This window comes from Luteipulveratus flavus (assembly GCF_029439465.1).
In the GTDB taxonomy this organism is placed as follows: domain Bacteria; phylum Actinomycetota; class Actinomycetes; order Actinomycetales; family Dermatophilaceae; genus Luteipulveratus; species Luteipulveratus flavus.
Window position 1 is genome coordinate 414,963 of record NZ_JAROAV010000028.1, and the last position, 15,120, is coordinate 430,082.

15 protein-coding genes are annotated in these 15,120 nt (G+C 72.2%); 4 read left to right on the forward strand and 11 right to left on the reverse strand.

What is annotated here, in order from left to right:
* Positions 1 to 18 precede the first annotated feature (18 nt).
* Together P4R38_RS10700 and P4R38_RS10705 are read right to left on the reverse strand one after the other, a co-directional pair.
* A complete protein-coding gene (locus tag P4R38_RS10700) occupies positions 19 to 816 on the reverse strand; it encodes a hypothetical protein (RefSeq protein WP_277192119.1) in 798 nt (265 codons plus the stop codon).
* Between the two features lie 45 nt (positions 817 to 861).
* Positions 862 to 1,413 (reverse strand): CGNR zinc finger domain-containing protein, encoded by a 552-nt coding sequence (locus P4R38_RS10705; protein ID WP_275237431.1) that lies wholly within the window; start codon positions 1,411 to 1,413, stop codon positions 862 to 864.
* A gap of 80 nt (positions 1,414 to 1,493) precedes the next feature.
* Between P4R38_RS10705 and P4R38_RS10710 the strand changes: the two genes are divergently transcribed.
* The 4 genes from P4R38_RS10710 to P4R38_RS10725 all read left to right on the forward strand — a co-directional run bounded on the left by P4R38_RS10710 (position 1,494) and on the right by P4R38_RS10725 (position 5,813).
* A complete protein-coding gene (locus tag P4R38_RS10710; RefSeq protein ID WP_277192120.1) occupies positions 1,494 to 2,474 on the forward strand; it encodes an EamA family transporter in 981 nt (326 codons plus the stop codon).
* Between the two features lie 169 nt (positions 2,475 to 2,643).
* Positions 2,644 to 3,810: an NADH-quinone oxidoreductase subunit D gene (locus P4R38_RS10715; RefSeq protein WP_275237429.1), complete on the forward strand. Its 1,167-nt coding sequence runs from the start codon at positions 2,644 to 2,646 to the stop codon at positions 3,808 to 3,810.
* A gap of 131 nt (positions 3,811 to 3,941) precedes the next feature.
* The gene (locus tag P4R38_RS10720; protein ID WP_275237428.1) at positions 3,942 to 4,850 is read left to right on the forward strand and encodes a DUF6801 domain-containing protein; all 909 of its coding nucleotides are present in this window, start codon (positions 3,942 to 3,944) and stop codon (positions 4,848 to 4,850) included.
* A gap of 90 nt (positions 4,851 to 4,940) precedes the next feature.
* A complete protein-coding gene (locus tag P4R38_RS10725; protein WP_277192121.1) occupies positions 4,941 to 5,813 on the forward strand; it encodes a class F sortase in 873 nt (290 codons plus the stop codon).
* A 10-nt stretch (positions 5,814 to 5,823) separates the two neighbouring features.
* Here the strand turns inward: P4R38_RS10725 and P4R38_RS10730 are convergent, their stop codons facing one another.
* The 9 genes from P4R38_RS10730 to P4R38_RS10770 form a co-directional block, all read right to left on the reverse strand.
* Positions 5,824 to 6,312: a DUF3180 domain-containing protein gene (locus P4R38_RS10730; RefSeq protein WP_275237426.1), complete on the reverse strand. Its 489-nt coding sequence runs from the start codon at positions 6,310 to 6,312 to the stop codon at positions 5,824 to 5,826.
* On the reverse strand, positions 6,309 to 7,217 hold the full coding sequence (folK, locus tag P4R38_RS10735) for a 2-amino-4-hydroxy-6-hydroxymethyldihydropteridine diphosphokinase (protein WP_277192122.1): 909 nt from the start codon (positions 7,215 to 7,217) through the stop codon (positions 6,309 to 6,311). Before folK ends, P4R38_RS10730 begins: the two co-directional genes overlap by 4 nt.
* Entirely contained in the window at positions 7,214 to 8,008 is a 795-nt protein-coding gene (gene folP, locus P4R38_RS10740; protein WP_277192282.1) for a dihydropteroate synthase, read from the reverse strand. The genes folK and folP overlap by 4 nt, the downstream gene beginning before the upstream one ends.
* A gap of 54 nt (positions 8,009 to 8,062) precedes the next feature.
* Entirely contained in the window at positions 8,063 to 8,641 is a 579-nt protein-coding gene (gene folE / locus P4R38_RS10745) for a GTP cyclohydrolase I FolE (protein WP_275237424.1), read from the reverse strand.
* Positions 8,619 to 10,646 carry an ATP-dependent zinc metalloprotease FtsH gene (gene ftsH / locus P4R38_RS10750; protein ID WP_275237423.1) on the reverse strand — a complete coding sequence of 676 codons (2,028 nt, stop codon included), beginning with the start codon at positions 10,644 to 10,646 and terminating at the stop codon, positions 8,619 to 8,621. Before ftsH ends, folE begins: the two co-directional genes overlap by 23 nt.
* A 343-nt stretch (positions 10,647 to 10,989) precedes the next feature.
* Positions 10,990 to 12,072 carry a hypothetical protein gene (locus P4R38_RS10755; RefSeq protein ID WP_277192123.1) on the reverse strand — a complete coding sequence of 361 codons (1,083 nt, stop codon included), beginning with the start codon at positions 12,070 to 12,072 and terminating at the stop codon, positions 10,990 to 10,992.
* Positions 12,073 to 12,249: 177 nt separating this feature from the next.
* Positions 12,250 to 12,801, reverse strand: a complete 552-nt coding sequence (gene hpt, locus P4R38_RS10760) for a hypoxanthine phosphoribosyltransferase (protein ID WP_275237408.1) — start codon at positions 12,799 to 12,801, stop codon at positions 12,250 to 12,252.
* A gap of 35 nt (positions 12,802 to 12,836) precedes the next feature.
* Positions 12,837 to 13,970: a tRNA lysidine(34) synthetase TilS gene (tilS, locus tag P4R38_RS10765; RefSeq protein WP_277192124.1), complete on the reverse strand. Its 1,134-nt coding sequence runs from the start codon at positions 13,968 to 13,970 to the stop codon at positions 12,837 to 12,839.
* Positions 13,970 to 15,016: a zinc-dependent metalloprotease gene (locus P4R38_RS10770; protein ID WP_277192125.1), complete on the reverse strand. Its 1,047-nt coding sequence runs from the start codon at positions 15,014 to 15,016 to the stop codon at positions 13,970 to 13,972. The genes tilS and P4R38_RS10770 overlap by 1 nt, the downstream gene beginning before the upstream one ends.
* Between the last annotated feature and the right edge of the window lie 104 nt (positions 15,017 to 15,120).

The window sequence follows — 15,120 nt, forward strand, 5'->3', positions numbered from 1 at the left end:
TCCGCCTGTCGGTCTCGTTCATGGTCCGGTCACTCGGGTGGGACGCACCGAGCGCAGGATTCGGTCCTTGATGTCGTCCGTCAGCTGCCCGGGGACGTCCAGGTCGCGTACCAGGACGACGGTCGCCGACAGACCCTCGTTGCTGACCGTCCGAGCGGTCACTTCGACGCGCGGCGGGAGACACCCGGTCGGGTCGGGCTCGTCCAGGGTCACCACCGAGGTCGAGGTCACCGCGGTCGCCCCCGGGTCGTCGACCGTCCCGGTCGTGCTGCTGACGGGCGAGGTCGGCGAGTGCTGGCGCCCGTCGGCCCGCAGGGACACCGCGCTCGCCCAGACCTTCGCCACCGCCCGAGAGGGCTCGCCCACGCCCGCAGGCGTGGGAACCACGCCCACCCAGGCCCGGCCCGGTGACGAGCCCCGCGGGCAGAACGCCGCCTGGAAGTAGGACGGGCTGTTCGCGCTGGCCAGCGGCCTGCCCTGGGCGTCGGCGTACCCCACCGAGTCACCGGGAGTGCCCATCGTCCAGCCGTCCCTCGGCGCAGGAACCAGATAGCTCTCGTCCGGGGCGCGCACGGTCTGCCAGCGGCCGGCCGGGACGCTCGGGGCGGCGGCCGGGGTCGGCGTGGGAGGGCCCGACGAGGCCGTGGCACCTCGCGCGGACGGGGAGCCCAGCACCGCGAGGCCCGAGCCGCCGTTCGTCTCGCCGCGCAGGAGGAGCCAGGCCAGGACGCCGACAGCGACCAGCACGGCCGCGCCGGCGACACCGAGCCCGACACCTCGGCCCGACCGCCGCTGCTGCCCCCCGTGGTTCGTCACGGCGCCAACCGTACTGAAGGAGACGGCGACGGGCGCGCGCAGCGCTCAGTCCGCGGCGGCCTGGCGGGCGCGGTAGGCCGCGACGTTCACGCGGTTCCCGCACCCGGCGTCGCAGTACCGGCGCGAGCGGTTCTTGGACAGGTCGACGAGAAGGTCCTCGCAGTCGTCCGCAGCACACACCCGCAGGCGGCTCAGCTCGCCGGCGCGGACGACGTCGACCAGCGCCATCGCCGCCTCCACCGCCATCCGCGTGGCCAGTGGGGCCTGCGGTGTCGTCGCGTGCAGGTGGTAGTCCCAGCCGTCGTGCCTGACCAGCTGGGGCAGGGCCTGCGCCCGCGCGAGCAGGTCGTTGACGATGCGCACGACGCCGTCCACGTCGCTGGACCAGACCTCGCGCAGCCGGGGGCGCAGGGCGCGGACCTGCGCCAGCTCCAGGTCGTCGTGGCGTCGCTCGCCGGTCCACCCCCACGACTCGACGAACGCATCCAGCGCAGCCACGTCGGGCAGCTCCTCGACGCTGCGAGGGCCGTTCGCCTGCGTGTTGACCAGGGCGGCGGCGCTGGCGAGCGCCACCTCGGCGTCATGGGTGAACAACATCTTGACTCCTGACCGGCCCGGCTCGTACCGTCACCAGCATAAGCCTGATTGGCTCCTTACCCGTCCGAAGGTGGTGCCGCGTGACCGACGTCCAGCCCGTCATGGCGGGTGACCAGGTCCCCGTCACGCGGCGAAGCACGCCCCCGCGGACCGCGTACGTGCTCGCGCTCGTCTCGGCTGCTGCGTTCGGGACGTCGGGCCCGTTCGGCAAGGCGCTGTTCCAGGGTGGGTGGAGCCCGGCCGCCGCCGTCACCGCTCGCATCGGCATCGCGGCGCTCGTGCTCGCGATCCCGACCGTGCTGGAGCTGCGCGGCCGGTGGCACCTGCTGCGCCGCAACCTCGGCACGATCCTGCTCTACGGCATGACCGGCGTCGCCGGGTGCCAGCTGTTCTACTTCGTCGCCGTCGAGCACCTGTCGGTCGGGGTGGCCCTCCTGCTGGAGTACCTCTCGCCGGTGCTGCTCGTCGGGTACGCCTGGCTGACCACGAGGCGTCGACCGAGCCGGCTGACCGTCGCCGGCAGCCTGGCCGCCCTGGCCGGCCTGGCCCTCGTGCTCAACGTGCTCGGTGATGTCCGCCTGGACCTCGTGGGCGTGGCGTTCGGGCTCGCCGCCGCGTTCTGCTCCGCCGCCTACTTCGTGGTCGCCTCCCGCAGCCACGAGGAGGGTCTCAGCCCGCTGGCCCTGGCCGGTGCCGGGATGGCGGCCGGCGTCCTGCCGCTCGTCGCCGTCGGCGCGCTCGGGCTGCTGCCGATGCGCGCCTCGACCGATCCGGTGCCGTTCGCCGGGCATCGGGTGAGCTTCCTGGTCCCCCTGCTCGGCATCGCGGTGCTCGCGGCGGCGTTCGCGTACGTCACGGGGGTGGTGTCGGCGCGGATGCTCGGGTCACGGCTCGCCTCGTTCGTGGCCCTGTCCGAGGTGATCTTCGCTGTGCTGTTCGCCTGGTGGTTCCTCGGCGAGCTGCCACTGCCGGTCCAGCTGGCCGGCGGGGCGCTCATCGTGGTCGGCGTGCTCCTCGTGCGCGCCGCCTCCGCCGAGGAGGACGAGCCGCTGGACGGCTGACCCAGCCGGTGCGCCCTCGCCGTCCACTGCCGGCTTCATGATGGCCGAGTGCGCGTGTCATGTGGCGTTCCGCCGTGAACGCCGACACGACACGCGCAGTCGGCAGGCAGGTGGGGGCGCATGCAGGTGTGCCCGGACGGCGGGGAGGCGGCCTGGCAGACTGGCCGGCATGACCCAGGCGCCCCGTGAGCTCACCGTCGGCGTCGGCGCGGGCGGCCTCGCCACGGCCGACATGGTGCTCAACATCGGCCCGCAGCACCCCGCCACGCACGGCGTCCTACGGCTGCGCATCACCCTCGACGGCGAGCGGGTCCTCAAGGCCGAGCCGATCGTCGGCTACATGCACCGGGGCGCGGAGAAGCTGTTCGAGGTCCGCGACTACCGCCAGATCCTGGTGCTGGCGAACCGGCACGACTGGCTGTCGGCGTTCAGCAACGAGATCGGCCTCGTGCTCGCGGTCGAGCGGATGCTCGGCATGGACGTCCCCGAGCGGGCGACCTGGACCCGCACCCTGATGGCCGAGCTGAACCGGGTGCTCAACCACCTGATGTTCCTCGGGTCCTACCCGCTGGAGCTCGGGGCCATCACGCCGATCTTCTACGCGTTCCGCGAGCGCGAGGACCTCCAGGCCGTGATGGAGGAGATCTCCGGTGGCCGCATGCACTACATGTTCAACCGGGTCGGCGGCCTGCGCGACGACCTCCCCTCGGGCTGGCTCGGCCGGGTGGAGGCGACCATTGCGCAGGTCCGCCGGCGGCTGCCCGACCTGGAGAGCCTGATCGTCGGCAACGAGATCCTGCACGCCCGTACCCGCGGTGTCGGCGTCCTCGACGTCGGTGTCGTGACGTCGTACGGCGTCTCCGGCCCGATCGCCCGCGCGAGCGGCCTCGACATCGACCTGCGGCGCGACCAGCCCTACCTCGCGTACGACGAGGTGTTCGGCGCCGACGGGCCCGGGCGGGTCGTCACCCGCACGGGCGGCGACTGCCAGGCCCGGCTGGAGGTGCTGCTGGAGCAGGTGCACGTCAGCCTGGACATCGCGGAGTACTGCGTCCAGCGGCTCGGCTCGCTCGAGCGCGGTCCGGTGAACGTCAAGCTGCCCAAGGTCCTCAAGGTGCCCGAGGGCGCGGACTACGTCGCCACCGAGAACCCTCTGGGGATGAACGGCTACTACCTGGTGTCCCGCGGCGAGAAGACCCCGTGGCGGCTGAAGCTGCGGTCCGCGTCGTTCAACAACGTCGCGGTGCTGGGCGAGCTGCTGGAGGGGACCCTCCTGGCGGACATGGTCGCGATCCTGGGCTCGATGTTCTTCGTCGTGGGCGACATCGACAAGTAGCCGTCGCCGATCCGCCCGACGGGACGTTCCGGCGAAGGTGTTGCGACGTGGGTCACACGGACATACCTTGGGCTTACTTACTCAACAGTAGGTAGACACGGGGGTCTGCCTTCGCGCACGCAAGGAGCACCATGAAGCTCAGCTCTGCTCGTTCCGTCCGCCGCACGGGAGCGGCCGCAGCCGTGGGAGGCGCGCTCGCCATCGGCCTGGTCGGCCTCTCCTCCGGTCCGGCCAGCGCGGCCTCGACCGGCACTCTCAACTACTCCTGCGGCATCCCCTCGCTCGGCATCAGCTGGCAGCAGCCCTGGAAGGTCGTCGTGAGCGCCGACCTGCCGACCCAGGTCGACCCGGGCGCCAGCCTCGCCGCGCCCTCGGTGAGTGCCACCGTCACCACCGGCACCGACGCCGCGGACCAGCTGCGGTCCCTGAACGTGAAGACCATCGAGGGCACGAGCGCCGCGACCTACACCGTCAGCGGCGCCGTCGCCAACCCGGGCAGCCGGACCGCGAACCTCACGGTCCCGAAGGTCACCGTCCCGGCCACCGGCGTCATCGTCACCAAGCCGGCCGGCAGCGGCGTCGCCGAGACGGCCGCGACCACGCCGGGCACGATCACCGCCAAGGTCGGCGACTTCACCGCCGCCCTGACGACCGACAGCGGCTTCGTCGCCAACGTGGTCTGCACGCTCGCGGCTGGCCAGGACACCACGCTGGGCACCGTCCAGGTCGGCTCCGCGCCGACCAGCTCGTCCAGCTCCAGCTCGTCGTCCTCGTCCAGCTCGAGCACGTCCAGCAGCTCCACCACGAGCGAGCCGACGGACACCGGCACGGGTACGGCAACGGGTACGGACACCGGCACCGCCACGGGTACCGACACCGGCACCGGCACCGGCAGCAGCACCGTGAGCGGCCCGCCCGTGCAGACCGACCTCGTCGGTGACGAGGGCTCGTCGAACACCACCGTCGCGCTCGCCGGCCTGGCGACGCTCGGCGGCGTGATCGGCGCCGGCGCCCTGGCCCGTCGCCGGACGAAGGGCTAATTTCGACGGAAGATCGCGTGAGGGTGGGACCGCCGAAGCGCCGGTCCCACCCTCACGCGTCCGACCCTCACCCCCGCGGAAGGACGTCCCATGGCACCCCAGCGTTCGCTCGCGACCGTCGGCGCCGCGCTGGCCGTCGCCGCGTGCCTGGCCGGCTGCGGTCGGTCCGCCGAGTCCCGCAGCAGCCTGCCGAGCCAGGCGCCGACCTCGTCCAGCTCCGTTGGCACGTCGAGCTCGCCCTCGCCGGGTTCGTCGAGCCCGGCTCAGAACCCGACGTCCACCGCGCCGACCCCGAGCCCGGCCTCGACCGGCTCCGCGCCGGTCGGTGGCGCCACGTCGTCCGGCTCCACGTCGTCCGGCTCCACGTCGGCATCCGGCTCCACGTCCGGCGGCGCGGGTTCGACCTCGGGTTCGGCAGGCGGCACCGGCGGGTCCGGCGCCGCCACAGCAGGACAGCCGGGAGCCGCCGGCGAGGGTCGCCGCATCGACCCGCTCCGTACGACGCCCAGCGGGCGCCCGACCGAGGTCCGGGTGCTCTCCTCCTCCGGCCGTACCCTGCTGCGGCACGCGATCGGCCCCGTCTACCTCAACGCCCGCGGCGAGCTCAATCCCGCGGGTGGGCAGGCCGGGTGGTACGCCCAGGCCGGCTACGTCCGTCCCGGCCATCCCGGCACATCCGTCCTCGTCGGGCACATCACCGACGCCGGGCGGCCGGACACCTTCTACAACCTGCCGGACGCACGGGCCGGCGACCGCGTCCTCATCCGCTACTCCAGCGGTCAGGAGGTGGCCTTCCGGGTCACCCGGTCGGCCGGAGAGGACAAGCGCGCCGCGCAGTACGACGGCTCGATCTGGGGCAAGACCTCCGGACCGTCCCTCCGGCTCATCACCTGCGACCTCAGCACCCCGGTCCGCGGCGGCCACCGCACCGGAAACTGGGTGGTCTGGGCGACACCGGCCTGAGCGCGCCGGGTCAGGCCGCGGCCGGCCCCCGGGGATCGCGCTCGGAGTCCTCGTCCTCCGGCGGGTTCTTGCACCACGACTGGGCCACCAGCCCGGCCACGGCGAGACCGGCGCTCGCGACGAACAGCACCGCGGCCAGCACCAGCGCCGACCGCACCGAGTCGACGTCGGCGTTCGGCAGGTGCACGAACGCCTGCGCGAGGTACCACCCGGCGGCCGCCCCGCCACCGATGATCGTGGCCTGCGAGCCGACGACCGTACGGCGCGCGCGCTGCGGGGTGAGGACGAACTTCGAGTCGCCCTTGACGTACCGGCGGATCTCACGGGCGGCGGCCAGGATCGCGCTGGCCATCAGCAGGATGATCGCCACGGCGAACCAGGAGTTGCGCGGCGGGGTGTGACCGCTCTCGCTCCAGAGCCGCAGCCCGGCGTACGCAGGGACGAGCACGACCGCGGCCGCGGTGGTCGCGTGCTTCCAGGTCAGCCCGTCGTGGTTCACGACGCCGGGCCGCTCGTCGTCCCGCGCTCGGGGCGCACGCCGGCGTCACCGACATCGCGCGCGAGCTCCTGAACGTCGCGCACCCCGTCACCGACGCGCAGCACCGCTGCGGGATCGACGTCGAGCCACGGCAGCAGCACGAATCCACGCTCGTGGGCGCGCGGGTGCGGCAAGGTCAGCTCCTCGGTGTCGCTGGTGATGTCGGAGTCGTCGCGCGGGTCGCCCACCTGGATCAGGTCGAGGTCCAATGTCCTTGGACCCCAACGGATCTCGCGGGTCCGGCCGTACCACGACTCGATCTGGTGGAGCCGGCGCAGCAGCGTGTGCGGCGCGAGGCGGGTGCGGGCGACCGCGACCGCGTTGACGTACTCGGGCTGACCCTCGGGGCCACCGACCGGCTCGGTCACGAACCGGCCGGACACCCCGACCATGGTCAGGCCGTCCGTGTCGCGCAGGGCCGCGACAGCGGCGTCGATCGTGCCGGCGACGTCGCGGCCGAGGTTGGCGCCCAGCGCGATGACGACCGGGCGGTCCTGCTCGCGCCGCACGGTGACCGACGGGCCGTCCAGCACGGGGTCGCGGAAGGTCACGCCCGCAGGCGCCTGCGGCTTGTGGATCGTCACCTCGACCGCCTCGACCGTGGGCCGGGCCAGCGCGATCGCGGCGATCCGCTCGGCCAGGGTCTCGATGAGGTCGACGGTGGGGCCGGTGAGCACCCGCTCGGCCTCCTGGGCGATCTCGGCGTAGCTGATCGTGCGGGCGAGCTCGTCGCTCTCCCCGGCCGGGCGCAGGTCGGTCTCCAGGACGATGTCGGCACGGAACGGCTGCGGCTCGACCTTCTCGGAGTCCAGGACGCCGTGGCAGGCGGTCACCGCGATGCCCCGCAGCGCGATGCGATCGCTCATCGAGCCGCCTCGACGCGAGCGTTCACCTGCAGGGCGGCCATGGTGCTCGGGACGTCGTGCACGCGTACGCCCCACACGTCGGCCCGGGCGAGCAGCAGGCTCGTCGCGGCCGTGGCGTGGTCGCGCTGGTCCGGCGGTGACGGCTCACCCTCGGGGTCCGCGAGCCGGGACAGGAACGACTTGCGCGACGTACCGACCAGGACGGGCAGGCCCAGCCGCTCGAACTCACCGATCCGCGCCAGCATCGTCCAGTTCTGAGCGGCGGTCTTGGCGAACCCGAACCCGGGGTCGAGGACGAGCTGCTCACGGCGTACCCCGACGCTCACCAGCGCGTCCACCCGTTCGCCCAGCTCGCGGCTGACATCGGCGACCACGTCGTCGTACACCGCACGGGACTGCATGTCCCGGCTGTGACCGCGCCAGTGCATCACGACGTACGGGACGTCCAGGCCCGCGACCACGCCGGCCATCGCCGGGTCGGCCAGACCACCGCTCACGTCGTTGACGATGGCGGCGCCCGCGCCGACGGCCGCCTCGGCCACGCTCGCTCGCATCGTGTCGACGCTGACACAGGCGCCGGCGTTGGTCAGCGCGGTCACGACCGGCAGGATCCGGCGGCGCTCCTCGTCCTCGTCCGGGCGCCCGGCGCCCGGGCGGGTCGACTCACCGCCGACGTCCAGGATGTCCGCGCCCTGCGCCAGCAGAGCCTCGCCGTGCGCGACCGCCGCGTCGGTGTCGAACCAGCGGCCACCGTCGGAGAAGGAGTCGGGCGTGACGTTGACGACCGCCATCACCAGCGGTCGGTCGGACGGGCGCTGCGGCAGCGCGGTCGCGGCGGACACGGTCTAGCGACCCGTGACGAGGCTCATGGCCTCCGCGCGCGTCGCCGGGTTGCGCAGCTGGCCGCGCACGGCGGAGGTGATCGTGCGAGCACCGGGCTTGCGCACCCCGCGCATCGACATGCACAGGTGCTCGCACTCCAGCACCACCAGCACGCCCTGGGCGTCCAGGTGCTCGGTCATCGCGTCCGCGATCTGGGTGGTGAGCCGCTCCTGCACCTGCGGACGCTTGGCGAACACGTCGACCAGCCGAGCCAGCTTGGACAACCCGGTCACCCGGCCGCTGCGGCTGGGGATGTACGCGACGTGCGCCACCCCGTGGAAGGGCACCAGGTGGTGCTCGCAGGTGGAGTACACCTCGATGTCGCGGATCATGATCAGCTCGTCGTGGCTGACGTCGAAGGTGCGGGCGAGCACCTTCTCCGGGTCCTGGTGCATGCCGGCGAACTGCTCGGCGTACGCCCGCGCCACCCGCTGCGGGGTGTCCAGCAGACCCTCACGGTCGGGGTCCTCGCCGAGGGCGATCAGCAGCTCGCGCACCGCCGCGGCGGCGCGGTCGAGATCAACCGTCGGACGGGTCGACATAGCCGCCCTCGGGAACCTCGACGACCGCCTCCGGCGGGTGCTCCTCGACGTGCTGCTTGTCCTCCGGCAGCGACTCGCCACGAGCCAGGGCCTCACGCTCGGCCGGGGTCAGCACCGGCCCACGGTCGCTCACCGTCCGCATGTCGCTGGACAGCCAGACCGGGCGGTCCGGGCGCTTGCGGACGTTCGCGAACACCTCGGCCAGCGCGTCGTGGTTGAGGGTCTCGTGCTCCAGGAGCTCCAGGACCAGGTGGTCCAGGACGTCCCGGTTGTCGTTCAGCGCGTGCCACGCCTCGTCGTGCGCGGCCTCGATCAGCCGACGGACCTCCTCGTCGACCACGCCGGCGAGGTCCTCGGAGTAGTCACGCTCGTGGCCCATGTCGCGGCCGAGGAAGACCTCGGAGTTGGCGGTGCCGAGCTTGATGGCGCCGATGCGCTCGCTCATGCCGAACTGCGTGACCATCTTGCGGGCCAGACCGGTGGCCTTCTCGATGTCGTTGGACGCACCGGTGCTCGGGTCGTGGAACACGACCTCCTCCGCCACGCGCCCGCCGAGCGCGTACGCCAGCTGGTCGAGCAGCTCGTTGCGCGTCGTGGAGTACTTGTCGTCCACCGGCAGCACCATCGTGTAACCGAGGGCGCGTCCGCGCGGCAGGATCGTGATCTTGGAGACCGGGTCGGTGTAGTTGAGCGCCGCCGCGACCAGGGCGTGACCGCCCTCGTGGTACGCGGTGATCTTGCGCTCCTTCGCGCTCATCACCCGGGTGCGCTTCTGCGGACCGGCCATCACGCGGTCGATCGCCTCGTCCAGCGCCCGGTTGTCGATGATCCGGGCGTTCGAGCGGGCGGTCAGCAGCGCCGCCTCGTTCAGCACGTTCGCCAGGTCGGCGCCGGAGAAGCCCGGCGTACGCCGCGCGACGGTGAGCAGGTCGACGTCCTGGGCCATCGGCTTGCCCTTGGAGTGCACCTGCAGGATGTGGTGGCGGCCGACCATGTCGGGCGCCTCGACGGCGATCTGCCGGTCGAACCGGCCCGGACGCAGCAGCGCCGGGTCCAGGATGTCCGGGCGGTTGGTGGCCGCGATCAGGATGACGTTGGTCTTGACGTCGAAGCCGTCCATCTCCACGAGCAGCTGGTTCAGCGTCTGCTCGCGCTCGTCGTGGCCACCGCCGAGGCCGGCACCACGGTGGCGACCGACCGCGTCGATCTCGTCCACGAAGATGATGGCGGGCGCGTTCGCCTTCGCCTGCTCGAACAGGTCGCGTACTCGGGAGGCACCGACACCGACGAACATCTCGACGAAGTCGGAGCCGGAGATCGTGTAGAAGGGCACGCCGGCCTCACCGGCGACCGCTCGCGCGAGCAGCGTCTTACCCGTACCGGGCGGGCCGTACAGCAGCACGCCCTTGGGGATCTTGGCGCCCACGTCCAGGAACTTGCGGGGCTCGGCGAGGAACTCCTTGATCTCGTGCAGCTCCTCGACCGCCTCGTCCGCGCCGGCGACGTCGGCGAAGGTGACCTTCGGCATGTCCTTGCTGGCGAGCTTGGCCTTGGACTTGCCGAACTGCATCACCCGCGAGCCGCCGCCCTGCATCTGGCTCATGAAGAACCAGAACAGACCCAGGATCAGCAGCAGCGGCAGCAGCGTGAGCAGCATGCTGACGAAGACGTTCTGCTTCTCCGGGTCGTCGGTGTAGCCCTTGGCCGGCTGGTGGGCGCTGAGGGCGTCGACGATCTGGTCACCGCGCGCTGGGACGTAGTACGACTGGACCCGCTTGGTGTCCTTGACGTCGCCGACGTCCTGCTTCTCCTTCAGCGTCAGGTCGATGCGGTCGGGCGTGACCTTCGCGGAGTCGACCTTGTCCTGCTGGATCAGGGTCAGGGCCTGAGAGGTGTCGACGCGCTGGAAGCCGCCGGTGTTGCCCAGGGTGAACCAGAGGAAGGCGATCGCCACGATGAGGACGATCCACAACCCCGGGGTACGGGCGAGACGCTTGAGGTTCATGTACGTGACGGGGCGCGCCCCGATCCTCCTGCTCAGTAGGCCACGACGGCCGTCGCACCCCTTGTGGAGCACAGCGGCCGTCGGCAACAGACTTTTCCGACGTTACACGGCGTACCGGCCCCCCGCCGACGCGGGATGTTGCCGATCCTCGGTGGACAACGTGTCGTACGGCGCCAGTGTTCCGGGAGCGCGCCGCGGCCCCGGGTCCGCGGTGGACCCGGAGCCGTGGTGAGTCTCAGTGCCGGCGCTGTACCCGGTGCGTTCGTGAAGGCGGCGCCTGCGGCCGGTGGACGCACGAGCCTCGGAACCCGGGGGTAGTCGGGTCCCGAGGCTCGGCGCCTGCTCAGTGGTGACCGTCGATCGTCTGCGCCTGGGCGATCATGCCGCCCGAAGTCGTACCGGACCCGGCCAGGCGGGTGACCCGGTTGGTCGTGAGGTCGTACTTACCCAGCCACCACCGGTTGGCGGTGTCGGTGAAGCAGGAGGAGCTCGCGAAGTACGCGCTGGAGGAGAAGGCGCCGGACAGGCTCGTGCTGGAGTCGGCGTCCTCGGACTGCATGCCGGGCAGCGAGTGGTAGCCGGTCTGGTCGACGTAGCCGACCGCGTTGCAGTTGCTGCCGACCTCCGCGACCCGCTTCGGCGACGTCGGGGACGCGTGGGCGCTGTTCTGCGGGCTCATCGCCGTCATCGCCCCCGTCGCCGTCACGAGCCGGAACGTCTGGTCCATGCCCAGTCCGCCGCCGTTGCAGTCGACCGAGACCGAGGCCGCGTCCCACTGCTGTCCCACCTTGCAGAAGCGCTCGGCGCCGCGGTACGCGGCCGGGACCGCCCAGGACCGGCTGACCACGCCGGTCTTGGCGTTGCGCTCGTAGATCCGCGTGTCGTTCGCCTGGTAGACCAGCGCGCCGTTGGGGGAGGGAGTCGTGTCCTCGCCGTACGAGGCCCAGGACCGGACGAACGAGCCGTCGATGCGGCGGGACTGGACGTTGTAGCCGCGCGGGTGCAGCAGGATGCCGTCACCGCCGAAGGCGAGGTCGACGTTGCCCGGGGTCTGACCGGCGACCCGGAAGTAGGTCGCCTTCTTGGTCGCGGTGTCCCACACCGTGGCCCGCAGACCCTCGCCTGCCTGGATACGGGCCGTGATGACCTTGCGGCCGTCGGGGCTCACGTCGGCCAGCCACGCGTCGTCCGACACCGAGCCGATCGTCACGATGCCGCCGCTCGGCGGGACGAGGACCAGTGTGCCGCGGCCGTCGTGCAGGCCGGAGGCGTGCCGGATCGCGGCCGACCAGCCCAGGGCGGTCGATCCCGGCGCCGGGAGCGTGACGGCCGAGGCGGAGCCGGCGGTGAGAGCGGCTCCGGCGCCGGCGAGCGTGACGCCCGCGAGAGCGAGAGCGGTCAGTCGTCGAGCGGGTCGTGCGGACATGTGATCCCCCATTCGTGCTGGCACCCGAGGTGCGAGTCATCGGGCCGAACGGCCCGTCACGAGAAGGATGAGCGAACACGGGTCCCGCGTTCTACGGGACTCGGACCGAATGCGTAAGACCGCAGATCGGACCAAGTCTCAGCAACCCCGCACCGCATCGCTGCGTCCTGGCACTCCTCAGCTGTAGACGTGCGGGGCGAGAGTGCCGACGTCGCGCAGGTTGCGGTACTGCTCGGCGAAGTCCAGGCCGTACCCGACGACGAACTCGTTCGGGATGTCGAACCCGACGTACTTGCAGTCGATGTGCACCTTGGCCGCGTCGGGCTTGCGCAGCAGCGTGCAGATCTCGACCGACGCGGGCGAACGCGACTCCAGGTTGGCGCGGATCCACGACAGCGTCAGGCCGGAGTCGATGATGTCCTCGACGATCAGCACGTGCTTGTCGGTGATGTCGGTGTCGAGGTCCTTCAGGATCCGGACGACACCGGAGGACTTGGTGCCGGAGCCGTACGACGACACCGCCATCCAGTCCATCGGCGCACTGCCCGGCAGGGTGCGCATCAGGTCGGCCATCACCAGGACGGCGCCCTTCAGGACGCCGACCAGGAGAAGGTCCTTGCCCTCGTAGTCTCGCCAGATGTCCTGCCCGAGCTCGGCGAGACGGTCCTGGATCTGCTCCTCGGTGTAGAGCACCTTCTCCAGGTCCTTGCCCATGTGGGTGGCGTCCACGGTCGCGGCTCCTTCGTCGGTGGGGGCTGCCGCGTCTATTGAACCGGACTAGCCGGACGGACGACGATCCGGCCGTCGACGCGCTCGGCCCGCAGCCCGCCGGGCACGTCCACGGCCTTCTGGCCCTTCCACCGCATGACCAGGTCGTCGACCCAGCCGATCTGCGCCGAGGACAGCGCCGCCGGGTCGGCCCCTGCCGCCAGCAGGTGCAGGCGGATCACCCGGGTCCGTACGCCGGTGGGCAGGTCGGCCAGTGCGTCGGTGTCGAGCCCGCGGGCGTCCACGAGCACGTCCGCTCCGGCTTCCGCTGGTTCAACTGCGATCGGTGTTCCTGACGCAGTTCGAACTGCGTCAGGAACACCAGACGCAGTTCGATCCGCGGAGGCCGAGCCGGGGCCGGCGGCCGGAGTGTGGGCGGCGAGGGCGGCGTACGCGGTGGCGGCCAGGTCGTCCAGGGCCTCACCGTCCGCCCGGAGCAGGTCGGACGAGCGGGCCAGGCCGGCGCGGACCCCCGGGCCGATCCGGGCCTCCACCTCGTCCAGCACCCTGCGGACGCGGACGCGCAGGTACCGCTCGTCGGCGTTGTGCGGGTCGTCCCACACCTGCAGCCCCTGGTCCAGGCACGCCTGCCGGGTCTCCGCGGCGGTCACGTCGAGGAACGGGCGCAGCAGCGTCGCCGTACGCCTCGGCATGCCGGACAGCGAGCGGGTCCCCGACCCGCGCACGAGCCCGAGGAGCACCTGCTCGGCCTGGTCGTCGCGGGTGTGGGCGAGCACGACCGACGTGGCACCGTTGCGGACGCGCGCCGCCTCGAGCGCCTCGTACCGGGCGGAGCGCGCCTGGGCCTCCGGGCCCTCGCCGGTGCCGGTCGGCACGTCGATCCGGACGACCTCGACCGGAGCCAGGCCCAGCTCGCGGCACTGCTGAGCGGCTCGGCGCGCCGCCCGGTCCGACTCCGGCTGCAGTCCGTGGTCGACGACGACGGCGCCCACCTCGTACGACGCCCGCGGCCCCTCGAAGGCCATCGCCGCCGCGAGCGCGAGGGAGTCCGCTCCCCCGCTGACGGCGGCGAGCAGGAGCGGGCGGCGACCGTCGGCCGTACGGCGGGTGGCGAGCGCCCGGCGTACGGCCAGCCGGGTGACCGCGACGGCGGGAGGCGGCCCGGGCATCAGCCGTGCACCCGCTCGACCCAGGCGGACGGCTGCTCGATCTCGGTCGGCAGCGGCAGCGTCTCCGGGGAGGTCCAGACGGCGTTGAAGCCGTCGACGCCGACCTTGTCGACGACCGCGCGGACGAACACCGCGCCGTCGCGGTACTGGCGCATCTTGGCCTCGAGCCCGAGCAGCCGGCGCAGCAGGCGGTCGACCCCGCCCGCGCCCCGTCGACGCGCGTCGAACTTGGTGCGGATCTCCTCGACCGACGGGACGATCCGCGGGCCCACGTCGTCCATCACCACGTCCGCGTGCCCCTCCAGCAGCGACATGACGGCGGTGATGCCGGCCATCTCGGCGCGCTGCTCGGGAGTGGCCAGCAGGTCCGAGACGCCCTGGCCGCCCTCGCGGAGCAGCTCGGGCAGCCGGCCGAGGATGTTCTGCAGCCGTTGCTGCAGCTGCTCCGGGTCGGGGACGAGGTCCACCATCAGGTGGCGGGCGCGGTCGATCATGTGCTGCCGCAGCCAGGGCACCGCGGTGAACTGCACCCGGTGGGTCTCCTCGTGCAGGCAGACCCAGAGCCGGAAGTCGCGGCTGTCGACCTGGAGCTCGCGCTCGACGTGGACGATGTTCGGGGCGACCAGGAGCAGGCTCGGCGTACCCCCCGGCGCGAGGTCGTACTGGCCGAGGACCCGGCTGGCGACGTACCCCATCACCGCGCCCGTCTCGGTACCGGTGATGGTCGCTCCGACCTTGCGGGCGGCCGGGCCGGCGGGGCGCTTGGCCACGAGCTCGCCGATCACGGGGTCGAGCAGGGCGGACATGGACCCGATGTTGGTGTCGATCCATCGCTTGCGGTCGACGACGTGGACCGGGCTCGTCCCGTCCGGCGCGTGCAGCCTGGCCGTGTCGGCGACCGGCTGGTGCGCGCGTGCTGCCGCGCCCCGCAGGTCCTCGACCGCGGCGTGGGCCTCGCCCTCGGTCACGGTCGGGCCGTCGCGCACGATCCGATGGCCCGTACGCCGCGCCAGCTGCCAGTCGATGTACTGCGGGTCCCCGCTCATGGCCCCATCCTCACATCCGCCCCCCGACACCCCGGCAGAAGTTGACCAGGCGCACACGCATGGCTGTGCCCATCACCAGCTTTTGCCGGTCACCGGCAGAAGTT